19 protein-coding genes are annotated in these 15,324 nt (G+C 70.4%); 11 read left to right on the forward strand and 8 right to left on the reverse strand.

The window, feature by feature from the left end:
- Window positions 1–177 (forward strand): DUF6104 family protein, encoded by a 177-nt coding sequence (locus ASE12_RS20335; RefSeq protein ID WP_200935367.1) that lies wholly within the window; start codon window positions 1–3, stop codon window positions 175–177.
- A gap of 31 nt (window positions 178–208) precedes the next feature.
- Window positions 209–937, forward strand: a complete 729-nt coding sequence (locus tag ASE12_RS06450) for an AAA family ATPase (protein ID WP_056398416.1) — start codon at window positions 209–211, stop codon at window positions 935–937.
- A 79-nt stretch (window positions 938–1,016) separates the two neighbouring features.
- Here the strand turns inward: ASE12_RS06450 and ASE12_RS06455 are convergent, their stop codons facing one another.
- The 3 genes from ASE12_RS06455 to ASE12_RS06465 all read right to left on the reverse strand — a co-directional run bounded on the left by ASE12_RS06455 (window position 1,017) and on the right by ASE12_RS06465 (window position 3,731).
- Window positions 1,017–1,985, reverse strand: coding sequence for a zinc-binding dehydrogenase (locus ASE12_RS06455; protein ID WP_056398419.1), 969 nt, complete (start codon window positions 1,983–1,985; stop codon window positions 1,017–1,019).
- 22 nt (window positions 1,986–2,007) lie between these two features.
- Window positions 2,008–3,207, reverse strand: a complete 1,200-nt coding sequence (locus ASE12_RS06460; protein ID WP_056398421.1) for an NADP-dependent malic enzyme — start codon at window positions 3,205–3,207, stop codon at window positions 2,008–2,010.
- A 128-nt stretch (window positions 3,208–3,335) separates the two neighbouring features.
- A complete protein-coding gene (locus ASE12_RS06465) occupies window positions 3,336–3,731 on the reverse strand; it encodes a hypothetical protein (RefSeq protein WP_056398424.1) in 396 nt (131 codons plus the stop codon).
- A gap of 157 nt (window positions 3,732–3,888) precedes the next feature.
- Between ASE12_RS06465 and ASE12_RS19710 the strand changes: the two genes are divergently transcribed.
- Window positions 3,889–4,140, forward strand: a complete 252-nt coding sequence (locus ASE12_RS19710; protein WP_082530375.1) for a WhiB family transcriptional regulator — start codon at window positions 3,889–3,891, stop codon at window positions 4,138–4,140.
- A 61-nt stretch (window positions 4,141–4,201) separates the two neighbouring features.
- Here ASE12_RS19710 and ASE12_RS06470 read toward each other — a convergent pair whose 3' ends face one another.
- Window positions 4,202–5,656: a sensor histidine kinase gene (locus tag ASE12_RS06470; protein ID WP_056398427.1), complete on the reverse strand. Its 1,455-nt coding sequence runs from the start codon at window positions 5,654–5,656 to the stop codon at window positions 4,202–4,204.
- Between the two features lie 39 nt (window positions 5,657–5,695).
- Between ASE12_RS06470 and ASE12_RS06475 the strand changes: the two genes are divergently transcribed.
- The 5 genes from ASE12_RS06475 to ASE12_RS20750 are packed head-to-tail and all read left to right on the forward strand — an operon-like array spanning window position 5,696 to window position 9,300.
- Window positions 5,696–6,613, forward strand: coding sequence for a DUF2785 domain-containing protein (locus ASE12_RS06475; protein ID WP_235508851.1), 918 nt, complete (start codon window positions 5,696–5,698; stop codon window positions 6,611–6,613).
- Window positions 6,614–6,634: 21 nt separating this feature from the next.
- Complete coding sequence (locus ASE12_RS06480) at window positions 6,635–8,305, forward strand: acetolactate synthase (RefSeq protein WP_056398431.1); 1,671 nt, start codon at window positions 6,635–6,637, stop codon at window positions 8,303–8,305.
- Window position 8,306: 1 nt separating this feature from the next.
- Window positions 8,307–8,807, forward strand: a complete 501-nt coding sequence (locus ASE12_RS06485; protein ID WP_200954975.1) for a GNAT family N-acetyltransferase — start codon at window positions 8,307–8,309, stop codon at window positions 8,805–8,807.
- Window positions 8,808–8,827: 20 nt separating this feature from the next.
- Complete coding sequence (locus ASE12_RS06490; RefSeq protein WP_056398437.1) at window positions 8,828–9,199, forward strand: thioesterase family protein; 372 nt, start codon at window positions 8,828–8,830, stop codon at window positions 9,197–9,199.
- A 26-nt stretch (window positions 9,200–9,225) separates the two neighbouring features.
- On the forward strand, window positions 9,226–9,300 hold the full coding sequence (locus ASE12_RS20750; protein WP_369797015.1) for a 50S ribosomal protein bL37: 75 nt from the start codon (window positions 9,226–9,228) through the stop codon (window positions 9,298–9,300).
- A gap of 53 nt (window positions 9,301–9,353) precedes the next feature.
- Here the strand turns inward: ASE12_RS20750 and rsrA are convergent, their stop codons facing one another.
- The 4 genes from rsrA to ASE12_RS06510 form a co-directional block, all read right to left on the reverse strand.
- The gene (gene rsrA, locus ASE12_RS06495) at window positions 9,354–9,626 is read right to left on the reverse strand and encodes a mycothiol system anti-sigma-R factor (RefSeq protein WP_056398439.1); all 273 of its coding nucleotides are present in this window, start codon (window positions 9,624–9,626) and stop codon (window positions 9,354–9,356) included.
- Window positions 9,623–10,252 carry a sigma-70 family RNA polymerase sigma factor gene (locus ASE12_RS06500; RefSeq protein ID WP_056398441.1) on the reverse strand — a complete coding sequence of 210 codons (630 nt, stop codon included), beginning with the start codon at window positions 10,250–10,252 and terminating at the stop codon, window positions 9,623–9,625. The genes rsrA and ASE12_RS06500 overlap by 4 nt, the downstream gene beginning before the upstream one ends.
- A gap of 122 nt (window positions 10,253–10,374) precedes the next feature.
- The gene (locus ASE12_RS06505) at window positions 10,375–11,106 is read right to left on the reverse strand and encodes an SOS response-associated peptidase (RefSeq protein WP_056398442.1); all 732 of its coding nucleotides are present in this window, start codon (window positions 11,104–11,106) and stop codon (window positions 10,375–10,377) included.
- A gap of 35 nt (window positions 11,107–11,141) precedes the next feature.
- Window positions 11,142–11,795, reverse strand: a complete 654-nt coding sequence (locus ASE12_RS06510) for a hypothetical protein (RefSeq protein ID WP_056398444.1) — start codon at window positions 11,793–11,795, stop codon at window positions 11,142–11,144.
- A 123-nt stretch (window positions 11,796–11,918) separates the two neighbouring features.
- Here ASE12_RS06510 and ASE12_RS06515 point away from each other — a divergent pair, with 123 nt between their 5' ends.
- From ASE12_RS06515 to aroA, 3 genes are read left to right on the forward strand one after another with little or no spacing between them, the layout of a single operon-like run.
- Window positions 11,919–13,499 (forward strand): sigma-70 family RNA polymerase sigma factor, encoded by a 1,581-nt coding sequence (locus ASE12_RS06515; protein WP_056398448.1) that lies wholly within the window; start codon window positions 11,919–11,921, stop codon window positions 13,497–13,499.
- Between the two features lie 41 nt (window positions 13,500–13,540).
- A complete protein-coding gene (locus ASE12_RS06520) occupies window positions 13,541–14,026 on the forward strand; it encodes a DoxX family protein (RefSeq protein ID WP_056398450.1) in 486 nt (161 codons plus the stop codon).
- 19 nt (window positions 14,027–14,045) lie between these two features.
- Window positions 14,046–15,323, forward strand: a complete 1,278-nt coding sequence (gene aroA, locus ASE12_RS06525) for a 3-phosphoshikimate 1-carboxyvinyltransferase (RefSeq protein WP_056398453.1) — start codon at window positions 14,046–14,048, stop codon at window positions 15,321–15,323.
- Window position 15,324: the final 1 nt, after the last annotated feature.

Raw genomic sequence — 15,324 nt, forward strand, 5'->3', positions numbered from 1 at the left:
ATGTACTTCACGGATCGCGGCATCGAGGAGCTCCAGAGCCGGCGAGGTGACGAGGAGGTCACCTTCGCCTGGCTCGCCGAGCGGCTCGTCGAGTTCGTCGACCTCAACCCCGAGTTCGAGGTCCCCGTCGAGCGCCTGGCCACTTGGCTGGCGCGCCTCGACGACGATGACGAGTAGGAACGTCACCGGGCTCTGAGACAGTACGACGGTGGACTTCGACCAGCCTCCCGTCGTACGCGTCTCGCGTGATCCCGAGGCCGGCATGCCGGCCGGCGAGTGGCCGGCCACCATCCCGGCCGTGGCCCAGCTGCTCGCCGACGGCATCGACCTCGCCCCGGGCGTCACGTTCCTCGTCGGCGAGAACGGCTCCGGCAAGTCGACCCTCGTCGAGGCGATCGCCGTCGCGTACGGGCTGTCCCCCGAAGGCGGCAGTGCCCACGGCAAGCACGTGACCCGGTCCAGCGAGTCACCGCTCCATCGGGCGCTCATGGTCCAGAGGGGCATCGGCTCCGGCACGTGGGGATTCTTCCTGCGCGCGGAGACGATGCACGGCTGGTACACCTACATGGACGAGTACGGCGGCCCGAACGACACCGACTACCACGCGATGAGCCACGGGGAGTCGTTCCTCGAGGTGCTCAACCGCAAGTTCGACTCGCCCAGCTTCTACTGCCTCGACGAGCCCGAGGCGGCGCTGTCGTTCCGCTCGACCCTGACGCTGATCCGCGTGCTGCACGACATCGCCGAGGCGGGCGGCCAAGTGCTCTGCGCGACGCACTCCCCCGTGCTCGCGTCGATGCCCGGCGCGCACATCCTCGAGGTCGGCGACTGGGGACTGCGCGAGGCCGCCTGGGAGGACCTCGAGCTCGTCAGGCACTGGAAGGCGTACCTCGACGCCCCGATGCGCTACCTCCGCCACACCCTCGCCGACGACTGACGCACCGAGATCTGGCCGCGGATCCACGTCGCGGACGCCGGCGCACGTGGATTCGCGGCCAGATCTCGGGGGACGGGGACTAGAGGGTCAGGACGATCTTGCCGAAGACGCTGCCGTCGATGACCGAGGCGAGACCGTCGGCTGCATCGGCCATCGGGATCACCCGGTCGATCAGCGGACGCGTGCCGGTGACGTCCATGAACTGCGCGAGCCGGTGCAGCTCGTCGCGGGTGCCCATCGTGGAGCCGTGGACACGCATCTGCTGGAAGAAGATGCGGGTCAGCTCGGCGTGCGACGGGGCATCGCCCGACGTCGCGCCGGCGATGACGATCGTGCCGCCGGGCCGCATCGACTTGACCGAGTGCGACCAGGTCGCCGCGCCGACGGTCTCGATCACGGCGTCGACCTTGCTGGGCAGCCGCGCACCGGACTCGAATACCTCGTGCGCGCCGATCTCGAGCGCCTTGTCCCGCTTGTCCTCGTCACGGCTCGTCGCATAGACGCGGAACCCGGCAGCCCGCGCCAGCGTGATCGCCGCGGTCGCCACCCCACCGCCGGCACCCTGCACGAGCACCGTGTCGCCCTGCTGCAGGCCCGACTGGGTGAACAGCATCCGGTAGGCCGTCAGCCACGCCGTCGGCAGGCACGCCGCCTCGGCGAACGACAGTCCCGCCGGCTTCGCGACGACGTTGCGCGTGGGCACCGCGACCTTCTCGGCGAACGTGCCCTGGTGACGCTCCGACAGCAGGGACCGCTTGGGGTCGAGCGTCTCGTCACCCCGCCACGACGGATCGCTGATCACGGCGTGCACCACGACCTCGTTGCCGTCCTCGTCGTAGCCTGCGGCGTCGCAGCCGAGGATCATCGGCAGGGACTCTTCGCGCAGTCCGACGCCGCGCAGGCTCCACACGTCGTGGTGATTGATCGAGGCAGCCTTGACCGTCACGGTGGTCCAGCCGTCGGGCACCTCCGGGTCGGGTCGCTCACCCACGACGAGTCCGCTCAACGGGTCCTTGGGATCGATCGTGCCTGCGTAGACGGCGAACATGCGGCTCCTGGTCTGAGGTTGATCAGTACGGGCGGCGAGCCAGGCCCTCGCGGCGCGCGGTTTCCGTGACGGCTCGTGCCACGGCAGAGGCTACCCGCGGATCGAACGGTGACGGGATGACGTACGTCTCACTGAGGTCGTCGCCCACGAGATCTGCGATCGCGTTGGCGGCCGCGAGCTTCATGCCCTCGGAGATCCGCGTCGCGCGTACGTCGAGGGCACCGCGGAAGATGCCGGGGAACACCAGCACGTTGTTGATCTGGTTGGGGAAGTCCGAGCGCCCGGTCGCCACGATGCGCGCGTACTTGTGCGCGATGTCGGGATGCACTTCGGGGTTGGGGTTGGCCATCGCGAAGACGATCGAGTCGGGCGCCATCGAGGCCACCGCCGCCTCGGGGATCGTGCCACCGGAGACCCCGATGAAGACGTCGGCGCCGTCGAGGGCGTCGTCGATGGTCCCGGGCCTCGCCCATGGAGCCGTCGCCTCGGCGATGCCGGCCTTGACCACGTCGAGGCCCTCGCGGCCCGGGTGGATGACACCCGAGCGGTCGACGACGGCGATCTTGCGGACGCCCGCGGTCTGGAGGATCTTCATGATCGCGACGCCGGCCGCACCGGCACCGGAGATCACGACCTTGACGTCGTCGAGCTCGCGGTCCGTCACGCGTACGGCATTGATCAGCGCCGCCAGCGTCACGACGGCGGTGCCGTGCTGGTCGTCGTGGAAGACCGGGATCTCGAGCCGCTCGATCAGCCGGCGCTCGATCTCGAAGCAGCGAGGGCTGGAGATGTCCTCGAGGTTGATGCCGCCGAATGTCGGCGCGAGCCGGATGATCGTCTCGACGATCTCGTCGACGTCGGTCGTGTCGAGGGCGACCGGGATCGCGTCGACGCCGCCGAACTGCTTGAACAGCACGGCCTTGCCCTCCATGACGGGCATGGAGGCGGCCGGGCCGATGTCGCCGAGGCCCAGCACCGCGGTGCCGTCGGTGATCACCGCGACGGTGTTGGAGACCCAGGTGTAGTCGTGGGCCAGGGCCGGGTCGGCGGCGATCGCCTCGCAGACCTTGGCGACGCCGGGCGTGTAGGACATCGCGAGATCCTGCGCGTTGCGCAGGGGCACCGTCGCCGCGATCGCCATCTTGCCGCCGCGATGCAGCGCGAAGATCGGGTCGTCGGGGTCAGGCGTGTCGGTGTGCAAGTCGATGTCAGTGGCAACCATGGTGGGAATCCCTCGGGACGTTCCGTACGTTCTCATCGGGACCGATCAGGTCGCCGGCGCGGCAAGTGAGCCGCGGGGTGACGCCCGCAACAGCGAGGTCACACGGGTTGTGCCCGGCTGTCAGTCTCTCATACGGGCTGGTCACCACCGAGTGCCCGGGTCACCGGCGGGGCGAGGAGGCAGCCCAGCGTGACCGCGGCCGCGGCGCCCACCAGAACCGGGATCCAGCCCGGGATGTCGGCGAGGTTGAACGCGATGATGAGCTGGATGATCTGGGTCACCACGAGGGGGCTGCGGGCCCACACCTCACCCAGCGTCAGACGCCAGGCCGCCCATGCCTGGAATCCTCCGTAGACGACCAGGATCACCGACACCCCGATGCCGGTGCCGACGCTGTCGCCGTCGAGATCGGCGACGCCGAGCACGGCCAGCACGACGCAGGTGACGGCCTCGGCGAGGACGATCGCGGCGGCCAGCAGGAGGAGGTTTCGGGCCGTACCGACCGGCCGTTCGTGAGCGCTCACGTCCCCAGCCTAGGGAGCGTGTGACTCATCCGACAATTCGCGCAGGGCATTGCCCTTGTAATGCAGTTGAAATGTTGAAAACATGGAGGTCAACGCCTTGGTCACAGGTCAAACAGGCCTGCCCAGGGAGCAAAACCGAACGGGAAGGAGTGTCCACATGGATTGGCGTCACAAGTCTGCATGCCTCGATGAGGACCCTGAGCTCTTCTTCCCCATCGGCAACACGGGTCCCGCCATCTTGCAGATCGAAGAGGCCAAGGTCGTATGCCGCCGCTGTGATGTCCGCGAGCAGTGCCTGCAATGGGCACTCGAGTCCGGACAGGACCACGGTGTGTGGGGAGGCTTGAGCGAAGACGAACGTCGTACGCTGAAGCGCCGCAATGCTCGGGCACGTATTCGTACTGCCTGACGTACGCACGTATCGGTGAACCCCGTGGCCTCGGCCGCGGGGTTCTTTGCATCCCGTCCACCTAGACGCTGAGCGAGATGGCGACGGTCGTGCCGCCGCCGAAGCGCGGCTCGAACGCCAGCGAGCCGTGCAGCTCGCCCTCGACGAGCGTCGTGACGATCGACAGCCCGAGGCTGCTCGCCGGGTCGAAGTCGGCCGGCAGGCCACGCCCGTCGTCGCTGACCCGCAGGCGTACGCGGTCGCGGATCCGGTTGACCGCGAGCGTCAGGGTGCCGCCCTCCTCGCCGAACGCGTGCGCCGACGCGTTCTGGATCAGCTCGGTCAGCACCATCGCGAGCGGCGTCGCCACGGCGCCGGGCAGCAGGCCGAACGAACCGATGCGGTCCGCACTGATCCGGCCGGCGCCCGAGGTCTCCTCGGCGACGTCAAGCACGGTGCGGAGCAGGCGGTCGGCGATCTCGTCGAAGGCGACGTTGTCGTCGAACGACTGGCTGAGGGTCTCGTGGACGAGGGCGATCGACCCGACCCTGCGGACCGCGTCGTCGAGTGCTGCGCGTGCCTCGGGGATCTCCGTCCGGCGCCCCTGCAGGCGAAGGAGGGCGGCCACGGTCTGCAGGTTGTTCTTGACCCGGTGGTGGATCTCGCGGATCGTCGCCTCCTTGGAGACGAGCTCGCGCTCACGCAGCCTCAGCTCGGTGACGTCGCGCAGCAGGATCAGCGAGCCGCTGCGGTGGCCGTCGGAGCGCAGCGGGATGACGCGCAGGAGCAGCGACGCCGAGGCGTTCTCGATCTCGGCCTCGGTGCTGGCGTCGCCGCCGAGGATGCCCCTGGCACCCCGGTCCGTCGGCCGGCGATCGACGAGGCCGGACGTGACGTGCCCGAGCTGGGTGCCGACGAGGTCGCCGACGAGCCCCAGCCTGCGGTAGGCCGACATCGCGTTGGGGCTGGCGTACCGGACCGTCCCTGCGGCGTTCGTGCGCACGAAGCCGTCGCCGACCCGCAGCGAGTCGGCGACCTCGGAACGGCTCCCCGGCAGCGGGAACTCCCCGCGACGGATCATCTCGGCGAGCTCGCCGGCCGCCTCGAAGTACGCCGCCTCGAGCGTGCTGGCGGTGCGGATGCCGGACTCGGCGCTGCGCCGCGAGATCACCGCGAGCGTACGACCCTCGTGCGTCACCGGGATCAGCTCGACCCGGATGCGGCGGCCGTCGGGCAGCTCCACGATCCGCTCGGCGACGATCTCGCCCGTGCGCAGGGCCTCCTCGAGCTCGTCGATCCGCCCCGACGGCATGAACGTGCCGGCGACGTCCTCGAACAGCGTCGTGGGTCCCGTGGTCGGCCGGATCTGCGCGCCGGCCCACAGGCCCTTGGCCTCGGCATCGGGCACCCACAGCACGAGATCGGCGAACGACAGGTCGGCGATGATCTGCCAGTCCGTCACCAGCGCGTGCAGCCACGCGACGTCGTCGGAGCTCAGCGACGTCTGGAAGCGCGTGATGTCGTCCAGCGAGGGCACCCCGTCAGCGTAACCGCGCAGACGTGGCACGATGTGTGAGTGTCTGAGGCGTACTGGCAAACCGTGATGCAGAACGGCATGAACGTACCCGGCGACCGCAGCCTCGACGAGTGCACCGTCGAGCTCGTCGAGATGCTGGGCCACTCGAACCCCCGCTGGCGCGAGGACCTCGCCTATCCCCTGCTCACGACCTGGATCACCCGCGGCGTCTACGACGAGCTGCTGTCCGGGCTGGGCGACGGGATCGCTCCCGGGCTGCGCTACGGCCTCGGCCACGACGGCGACGTCTCGGTGCTGCGCCGCTCCTACAGCGCCCTGATGCTCGCCGAGATCATCGGCCGCGACAACAACGAGCACCTCATGTCGGCGGCCTCGGTGCTGGACTGGGGCGACCGGGCGACGGCCTGGTACGTCCGCGAGCAGGACCATCGCGGCTGGGTCCCGGAGCAGGGCTGGGCCAACTCGATCGCCCACGGCGCCGACCTGCTGGCCGCCCTCGCACGGTCACGGCACTTCGGCCGGCTCGAGCTGACGGTGCTCCTCGATGTCATCGCCGACCGCGTGCTGACCCCCACCGCCTACATCTGGCGGCACGGCGAGGACGACCGGCTGGCGTACGCCGTCATGACCCTCCTGCACCGCAACGAGCTCGACCCGAGCATCGTGGAGCCGTGGCTCGCCCGGCTCGGTGCCGGCATCAAGCCGCCCCGCACGCGCGGCCACCTCGAGGCCGAGTGGCCGTCGCCCAGCGTCCGCAACACCTCGTCGTTCCTGCGCGCTCTGCACCTGCAGCTCGCGCTCGGCGTGCAGGGCCGCGACGACCTGCGCGCCGACGCCGAGCTGTTCGCCGAGCAGCCAGCGCACCGCGCCGACCTGCTGCTGGCCGTGCTCGACCAGATCCGCGCCGAGAGCCCGTGGCTCTACCGGCCGACCACCAGGGCCCGGCCACTCGCTTGACGCTCCAGTAACCTGCGTCACATGAGTTCTGAGCCCCGAGAAGGTCACGGCGGAGTCCACGCCGTCGACGTGGCCCGCGCGCACGGCGTCGAGACGATGTTCACGCTGTCGGGAGCGCACGTGTTCCCGATGTACGACGCCGCGGTCAAGGCCGAGCCGGCGATGCCGATCATCGACGTACGCCACGAGCCCACGGCCGTGTTCGCCGCCGAGGCGATCGGCAAGCTGACGCGTACGCCCGGCCTGGCCGTGCTGACCGCCGGACCCGGCGTGACCAACGGCGTGAGCCCGATCGCGCAGGCCAGCTTCTCCGGATCACCGCTAGTGGTCGTCGGCGGGCGCGCGCCCAACAACCGATGGGGTTCGGGCAGCCTGCAGGAGCTCGACCAGCCGCCGATCATCGAGTCGATCTCCAAGTCCGCGACGACCGCGATGACGGTCGACGACATCGCCCCGGCGATGGACGAGGCGTTCACCCTTGCCGGGTCCTCCCACCGCGGACCGACGTTCGTCGACGTGCCGATGGACGAGTTCTTCAACAGCACCACGGTCACGACACCGTCGACCGGCAACCAGACCGCACCCATCGAGCCCGACGCCGACGCCCTCGCGCAGATCGCCGAGCTCATCCGGCAGTCGGCGCGTCCGGTGCTGATCCTCGGCACGGACGTCTGGGCCGACCGGGCCGAGGTCGCGGCGCTGCACTTCGTCGAGGAGACCGGCATCCCGGTGATCGCCAACGGCATGGGCCGCGGCATCGTGCCCGGCGGCCACCCCCAGCTCGTCACCAAGGCGCGCTCGACGTCGTTCAACCAGGCCGATCTCGTGATCGTCGTCGGCACGCCGTTGGACTTCCGCCTCGGCTACGGCATCTTCGGCGGCAAGGAGGGCGCGACCCCGGCGCGCACGGTGCACATCGCCGACTCCCCTGGGCAGCTCTCGACCCATGCCGAGCTCGCGGGTTCGGCGAGCGGTGACTTGACCTTGGTGTTCACCGGTCTGCTCGACTCGCTGACCGCGCCGTCGCAGCACGGCCGTCGACCCGACTGGTCGTCGTGGATCGGCAGCCTGCAGGCCGAGGTCGCCGCGGCCACGCAGCGCGACAACGAGCTGCTGACGGCCGAGGCCGACCCCATCCACCCGGCCCGCATCTACGGCGAGCTGCTCCCCCGTCTCGCCGACGACGCCGTCGTGATCGGCGACGGCGGCGACTTCGTGTCGTTCGCCGGCAAGTTCGTCGAGCCCAAGCGCCCGGGCGGCTGGCTCGACCCCGGACCGTACGGCTGCCTCGGTGCCGGCATGGGCGCGGCGATGGCCGCCCGCATCGCCCGCCCGTCGAGCCAGGTCGTGCTGCTCTACGGCGACGGCGCGGCCGGCATGTCGCTGATGGACGTCGACAGCCTCGTGCGCCACAACCTCCCGGTCGTCATGGTCGTCGGCAACAACTCGGCGTGGGGGCTGGAGAAGGGTCCGATGCAGTGGCTCTACGGCTACGACGTCGCGGCCGACCTCGCACCTCAGACCCGCTACGACCAGGTCGTCACAGCGCTCGGGGGTGGCGGCGAGATGGTGACCGACCCCAAGGAGATCGGCCCGGCCCTCGACCGCGCGTTCGCCTCCGGTGTCCCCTATCTCGTCAACGTCATGACGGACGTCAACGCCGCCTATCCGCGCAACACCACCGGCATCTGAGGTGCTGATCCGCCCAGCCCAGGAAGGTGAGTACGAAGCCGTGGGCGCCCTGACCGTCGCGGGCTACGACTTCGACGGCTACCTCACATTCCCTGACGGCACGTTCGACGACGCGTACGCCGGGTGGCTCGCCGACGCGGCGTCCCGCGCGCGCAACAGCACGCTGCTGGTGGCCGTCGACGGTGACGACCTGGTCGGCACGGTCACGTGGTGCCCCTACGGCTCGGCGGACGCCCAGCTCGCCAAGGAGCCACATCAGGGCGAGTTCCGCACGCTGTCGATCGCTCCCGAGGCGCGCGGCCGCGGCATCGGTCGCGCGCTCGTCGAGGACTGCCTCGACCGCGCACGCGCTGCCGGGCTCACCGAGGTCCTGCTGTTCTCGCTCAAGGAGATGGCGCCCGCCCACCGGCTCTACGGCCGGCTCGGGTTCGGCCGCCGGCCCGAGCTGGACTGGTCCCCCGACCCCGGCGTCAACCTCTGGGCGTTCTCGCTCAGCCTCTGACGCACGACTAGCGTGGCGCCATGGACACCGCATCGATCACCCACGTCGTCTCGGCCGCCGACACCGCACGTGCGCTCGGCAGCGGAGACCTCGACGTGCTCGGCACGCCGCGCGTGCTGGCCTGGTGCGAAGAGGCGACGTGCGCGGCGCTCGAGCTCGAACCGGCGCAGACCAGCGTGGGGACCCGCGTCGACCTGGAGCACCTGGCCGCCAGCCCGGTCGGCGCCGAGGTCACCGCGACCGCGACCGTCGTCCACACCGACGGCCGGCTCGTACGTTTTCAGGTCGCGGCCCACGACGCCGGCGGCACGTTGCTGGCGACCGGCGAGATCCGTCGGGTCATCGTGGACCGGGAGCGATTTCTGGCGCGGATCGCGCCTGTGGGAGACTGAGACCTCGACTTCCGAGGAGGATCATCATGGGCAAGACCGGCCGCAAGCGTCGTGCGCGTCGCAAGAAGGGCGCCAACCACGGCAAGCGCCCCAACGCGTGACAACAAGAAATCCCCGTCCATCGGACGGGGATTTCTTCGTTTGGGGCGAGCGACTAGGTCGACCGCTGCTCGGTGATCTCGATGTGCACCTTGCGGATCGAGAACAGCACCTTCTCGCGCAGGGGCTCGGGCGCCACCTCGGAGCACGACCGCGACACGAGTGACTTCACGACCCGCTCGAGGTCGTACTCGCTCAGGCAGTCGCTGCACCCGTCGATGTGCGCCTGGATCTCGGCGCAGCTCGCGGTGTCGATCTCCTGGTCGATGAACAGGTAGAGGTTCTCGAGTGCCTTCTCGCAGTCAGGCCCTTCGCACGGATCCGTCATGACTTGTCACCCGCTCCCGTGACAGCCATGCCGCGATCGCGGGCGTAGTCGGCCAACATCTCGCGCAGCATCCGACGGCCGCGGTGCAACCGCGACATCACGGTGCCGATCGGGGTGTCCATGATCTCGGCGATCTCCTTGTAGGGGAAACCTTCGACGTCGGCGAGGTAGACCGCGTAGCGGAAGTCCTCGGGCAGCGCCTGGAGCGCGTCCTTGACGTCGCTGTCGGGGAGGTGCTCCAGCGCCTCCATCTCGGCCGACTTGAGCCCGCTCGACCCGTGCGACTCGGCGCGGGCGATCTGCCAGTCCTCGATCTCGTCCGTGATCTGCTGCGGCTGGCGCTGCTTCTTGCGGTACGAGTTGATGTAGGTGTTGGTCAGGATGCGGTAGAGCCAGGCCTTGAGGTTGGTGCCGGGCTTGAACTGGTGGAACGCGCTGAACGCCTTGGCGTAGGTCTCCTGGACGAGGTCCTCGGCGTCGTGCGGGCTGCGCGTCATGCGCAGCGCGGCCGAGTAGAGCTGGTCCAGGAATGGCAGGGCGTCGGCCTCGAAGCGCGCCTGCTGCTGCTCCGAGGTCTCGGTGTCGCGCTGGTCGGCGCTTTCAGGGGTTTCGCCGGTGACGGTCATCGCCTCCCAGCCTACTCCGGGCACTACTGGCTTGCTGAGGGGCGTGATCGACCTCTCAAGCCCGTGATCTGCGTATGTCAGCATCGAACCTCCTGCGGTGTTCAACCGTCCGGAGGCACCCGCTATTCCGGGGGCAGCGGCTTGATCAGGTCGGGACCGTTGTTGGCGACGTTGTTGACCTCGGTCGACACCGGGAACGCGTCGAGGCGGCCCGGCGCGGCCGGGATCAGCAGCTCGAGCAGCTGGTCCTGGGGCTTGGGGGCCGGGTCGAGCCACGCGTCGAACGCGTCGGGCTCGAGGAACAACGGCATGCGGTCGTGGATGTGCCCCATGTCGTCCTCGGCGCTCGTGGTGAGGATCGTGTAGCTCGTGACCCACTCGTCGGTCGCCGGGTCCTTCCAGAACTCGTAGAGCCCGGCCATCGCGAGCACCGAGTGGTCCTTGGGGGTGATGTAGAACGGCTGCTTCTTGGGCTTGCGCTCACCCTCGCGGGCCTCTCCGGCGTACCACTCGTAGTAGCCGTCGGCCGGGACGAGACCGCGACGCCTGGCGAACGCCTTCTTGAAGGCGGGCTTCTCGGCGGCGGTCTCCGAGCGCGCGTTGATCATGCGGTTGCCGATCGACGGGTCCTTGGCCCAGCTCGGGATGAGGCCCCAGCGCGCCGTCATGAGCTCCCGCTGGGGCGGAGCGTCGGCGGACAGCTCCTCGGGCCGGCGCCCGATGATCAGCGGCGCGAGCTTGGTGGGCGCCATGTTGTAGTCGGCCTCGAGCTCGACGAACGAGTTGGCGAGATCGACCTCGAACGCCTGGTTGAGCGATGCCGAGGTCTGGGTGGTTGCATAGCGCCCGCACATGCCTCCAGCCTAGGCGCTGCCACCGACACCGTGGGCTACTCGGACAGGCCGGCCAGCACCCTGGCGACGCCGTCGGACGAGGGCGGCAGCTCCTCGACCCACAGCCGCGGCCGGGCGTCGTCACCGAGGGCGCGTTCGAGCAGGATGCGCAGCATGCTGAGCGTCAGGAAGTCGGCACGCTCGCGGCCGACCAGAGCGGCGAACCGGCGGGGCGACACGCGGGCCACGGTCTCGTCGCCGGCGAACACCGCTCGCATGGCCTCGGCGACGTCGAGCGCCCTGAGGGACTGCTCGAGCTCGTGCCCGGCATGTCCGCGCGGCAGCTCGACGACCACGAGAGCCGTCCGGTGTGCCACGTCGTGGCCGTCGCGCTCGGCGCCACGGTAGATCTCGGCGAGGCGCGAGCGTACGTACGGCGTCGTGGCCAGCGACGTCAGCGGGTCCTCGCACGAGATGTCGGCGTGCAGGACCAGCGCCTCGTCGGCCCATGCCAAGACGGCCGCCCGGGTTGCCTCGAACGATGGCGGCTTGCCGGCATAAGCCCGCTCCACGTGGTCCATGACCTCGTGGAGCGGGACGCCGAGCCGCGCTGCACTCGCTCCCACCTCGAGTGCAACGTCAGCGACATCCGGGCGGCCGTCGCGTACCGCATCGGCGAGGAGCACATCATCCAGTCCCGAGCTGAACATGAGGCACTCCTTTCGCCGTTCGGACAACCATGAGACGTACGAGGGCCGCTGCCATGACGCGGTTCCGGCGAGCAATTCGTGACCGCTCCACGTCTGGGTCGTTGTGCACGTGGGAGGGACACCGTGTCGGACACCAGCACCACACGCGTCGAGGCGAGCGACGCCCGGCTCATCGCTGCCGTGCGCGGCGGCGACACCGAGGCGTACGGCGAGCTGTTCGACCGCCACCGCGACGCCGCGAACCGCCTCGCCTCACAGCTGGTGCCCGGCCCCGACGCCGACGACCTGGTCGCCGAGTCGTTCACCCGCGTGCTGGCCCTGCTGCAGGACGGCAAGGGACCCGACGAGTTCTTCCGCGCCTACCTCCTGACCGCGATCCGCCGGCTGCACGTCGACCGCGGCCGTCGCCAGAAGCGCGTACGTACGACCGACAATGACGCCGAGCTGGACCGCGCCGTCGCGTTCGTCGACCCCGCCGAGATGCGCTTCGAGCAGGGCGCGGCCGCTGCTGCGTTCGCCTCGCTCCCCGAGCGGTGGCAGCTCGTGCTGTGGCACCTCGACGTCGAAGGCCAGAAGCCCGCCGACATCGCCCCGCTGCTCGGCATGAGCCCCAACAGCGTCTCCGCTCTCGCCTACCGCGCACGGGAGGGCCTGCGCCAGGCCTACCTGCAGAGCCACCTCGCTCCCAGCCTGCACGCGAGCTGCCGCACGACGACCGGGATGCTCGGCTCGTACGTCCGCAGGGGCCTCTCCGCACGCGACTCGGCCCGCGTCGAGGCGCACCTCGACGAGTGCAGCCGCTGCACCGGGCTCTACCTCGAGCTCGCGGAGATCAACTCCAACCTCTCCGGCATCCTCGGCCCGGCCGTCCTCGGCGCCGCCGCTGCCGGCTACGTCACGGCCGGCGCCGCGGCGACCGGTGTCGGCGCGGTCGTGGAGTCGGCGCTCGCCCCGGTCAAGGCCGCAGGCAACGCCGTCGCCGGTGCCGGCACCCAGGGCATGGTCGCCGCAGCCGTCGTGGTCGCCGTCGCCGCGGCCGGCACCGTCGCGGTGACGAGCTCGCGCGGTGGCTCCGACGACCCGCCTGCCGCGTCGGCCCCTGTGGCCAGCAGCTCGACGCCGAAGCCCTCCCCGACGCCCTCGCCGACCAGGACCAAGGCGGCGAAGACGAAGCCGGTCGCGAAGCCGACCCCGACGGCAGCGCCGACGACCGCACCTCCGAGCGTGGCTCCGGCCGCTGTCGCGCCGGCCGACCCCGGGACGGCGGCTGACGAACGCGCACCGGAGCCGAAGCCGAGCCCGACGGTCGAGCCGATCGTTCCGACGGACTACGCGATCGCGTCCGTACGCGTCTCCAACACGCTCCTGCCCTTGCTGCAGCGGCAGATCTCGGTCGACATCAGCGCCGCCAACAGCGGCCGCGCGGCCGTCGAGACCGTCACGATCACCCTCGCGTTCCGCCGCAGTGTCCACTTCGGCGGCGTCACCAGCCCGGGCTGGAGCTGCGGCGCGGCGGTGCCCAACCAGTCGCTGCGCACCCTGACCTGCACGTCGCGGCCGGCGGCCGGCCAGGGCGCGACGTTCGTCGCCCGGTCGCGCAACCTCATCCACTCCGGTGGCACGATCACCGTCTCGGCGCCCGGCGACCCGGTGCCCGGCAACAACACCGCGACGTTCCGCCCGGGACTCTGGCCGTTGAGCTGACCCGGACTTGCCTGTCCGGGGCGTTCGGGTATGAATGAGGCATGACCCTCCTGCGCACCGTTGCCCGTCCGATGCTCGCCTCGATGTTCATCTACGGCGGAGCCACGGCGCTCAAGGCTCCGGGCCCGCGCGCCACCAAGGCGCAGCCGACGGCTGACCTCATCAAGAAGTTCGCGCCGGAGCTGCCGGTCGACGGAGCCAACCTCGTACGCGTCAACGCCGCCGCACAGCTGCTCGGCGGTCTCGCGCTCGCGACCGGTCGCTTCCCCCGGCTCGCCGCGCTCGGCCTGGCCGCCACGATGCCGGCCACGACGGTCGTCGGTCACCCCTATTGGAACGAGAGCGACCCCGGTGCGCGCGCCAACCAGCGCATCCACTTCCTCAAGAACGTCTCGATGGCCGGTGGGCTGCTGATGGCGACGCTCGACCCCGACCCGCACAAGAAGTTCATCGGCCGCCGCGCGAAGGACAAGGTCAACCAGGCCGCCGCCTCCGTGCACGACCAGCTCGACCACCTGCGCGGCTGACGCCGATAGGCTGGGGGCGATGACTGCCCCGCTGCCCTGGCTCGCGCCCTACCGCGACACGCCCTTCGACGGCGAGGTGCTGGTCCCCGGCTCCAAGTCGCTGACCAACCGCGTGCTGATCCTTGCGGCGCTGGCTGACGGTCCGTCGGTGCTGACCCGGCCGCTCGGGTCGCGCGACACGACCCTGATGCTGGGCGCCCTCACGACCCTCGGCGCGACGATCGAGCGCGACGGCATCACCTGGACGATCACGCCGTCCGCGTGGGACCGCACCGAGCCGGCCACGGTCGACTGCGGGCTGGCCGGCACTGTGATGCGCTTCGTCCCGCTCATCGCCGCGCTCGGCTCCGCACCGGTGACGTTCGACGGTGACGAGCACGCCCGCGTACGCCCGATGGCGACGACGATCGCGACGCTGCGCGACCTCGGCGTCCAGGTCGACGACGACGGCCGCGGAGCCCTGCCGTTCACGGTCCACGGCACCGGAGGTGTCGCCGGTGGCGCGCTCGAGGTCGACGCGTCGTCGTCCAGCCAGTTCGTCTCGGCGCTGCTGCTGGCCGGCGCCCGCTTCGACAAGGGTCTCGACCTCCGGCACACCGGTGCGACCCTGCCGTCCATGCCGCACATCGACATGACGGTCGCCGAGCTGCGCCGCCGGGGCGTACGCGTCGACACCGACGAGCCCAACCGGTGGCACGTGCACCCGGGGCCGATCAGCGCGCTCGACGTCGAGATCGAGCCCGACCTGTCCAACGCCGGCGTCTTCATCGGTGCCGCGCTCGTGACCGGTGGCCGGGTCCGCATCCGCAACTGGCCCGCCGACACCGACCAGGCCGGCGACGCGTGGCGCACGATCGTCCCGGCCTTCGGCGGCACAGTCGAGCAGGACGGCGCCGACCTGGTCTTCTCCGCCGGGCCCGCCCTCAACGGGGTCGAGCTCGACCTGCACGACGTCGGCGAGCTGACCCCGGTCATCGCGGCCATCGCAGCCCTGGCCGAGCGTCCGTCGACCCTCGTCGGCGTGGCCCACCTGCGGGGGCACGAGACCGACCGGCTCAAGGCGCTCGTGACCGAGATCAACCGCCTCGGCGGCGATGCCGAGGAGCTCGCCGACGGGCTGCTGATCCGGCCCCGCCCGCTGCACGGCGAGACGTTCCGGACGTACGACGACCACCGCATGGCGCACGCGGGCGTCGTGCTCGGCCTGCGCACGCCGGACCTGTTCGTCGAGAACGTCGTGACGACGGTCAAGACCTACCCCAACTTCGCCCCGGTCTGGGAACGCCTGATGACATGAG

It is taken from the genome of Aeromicrobium sp. Root236, assembly GCF_001428805.1.
GTDB lineage: Bacteria > Actinomycetota > Actinomycetes > Propionibacteriales > Nocardioidaceae > Aeromicrobium.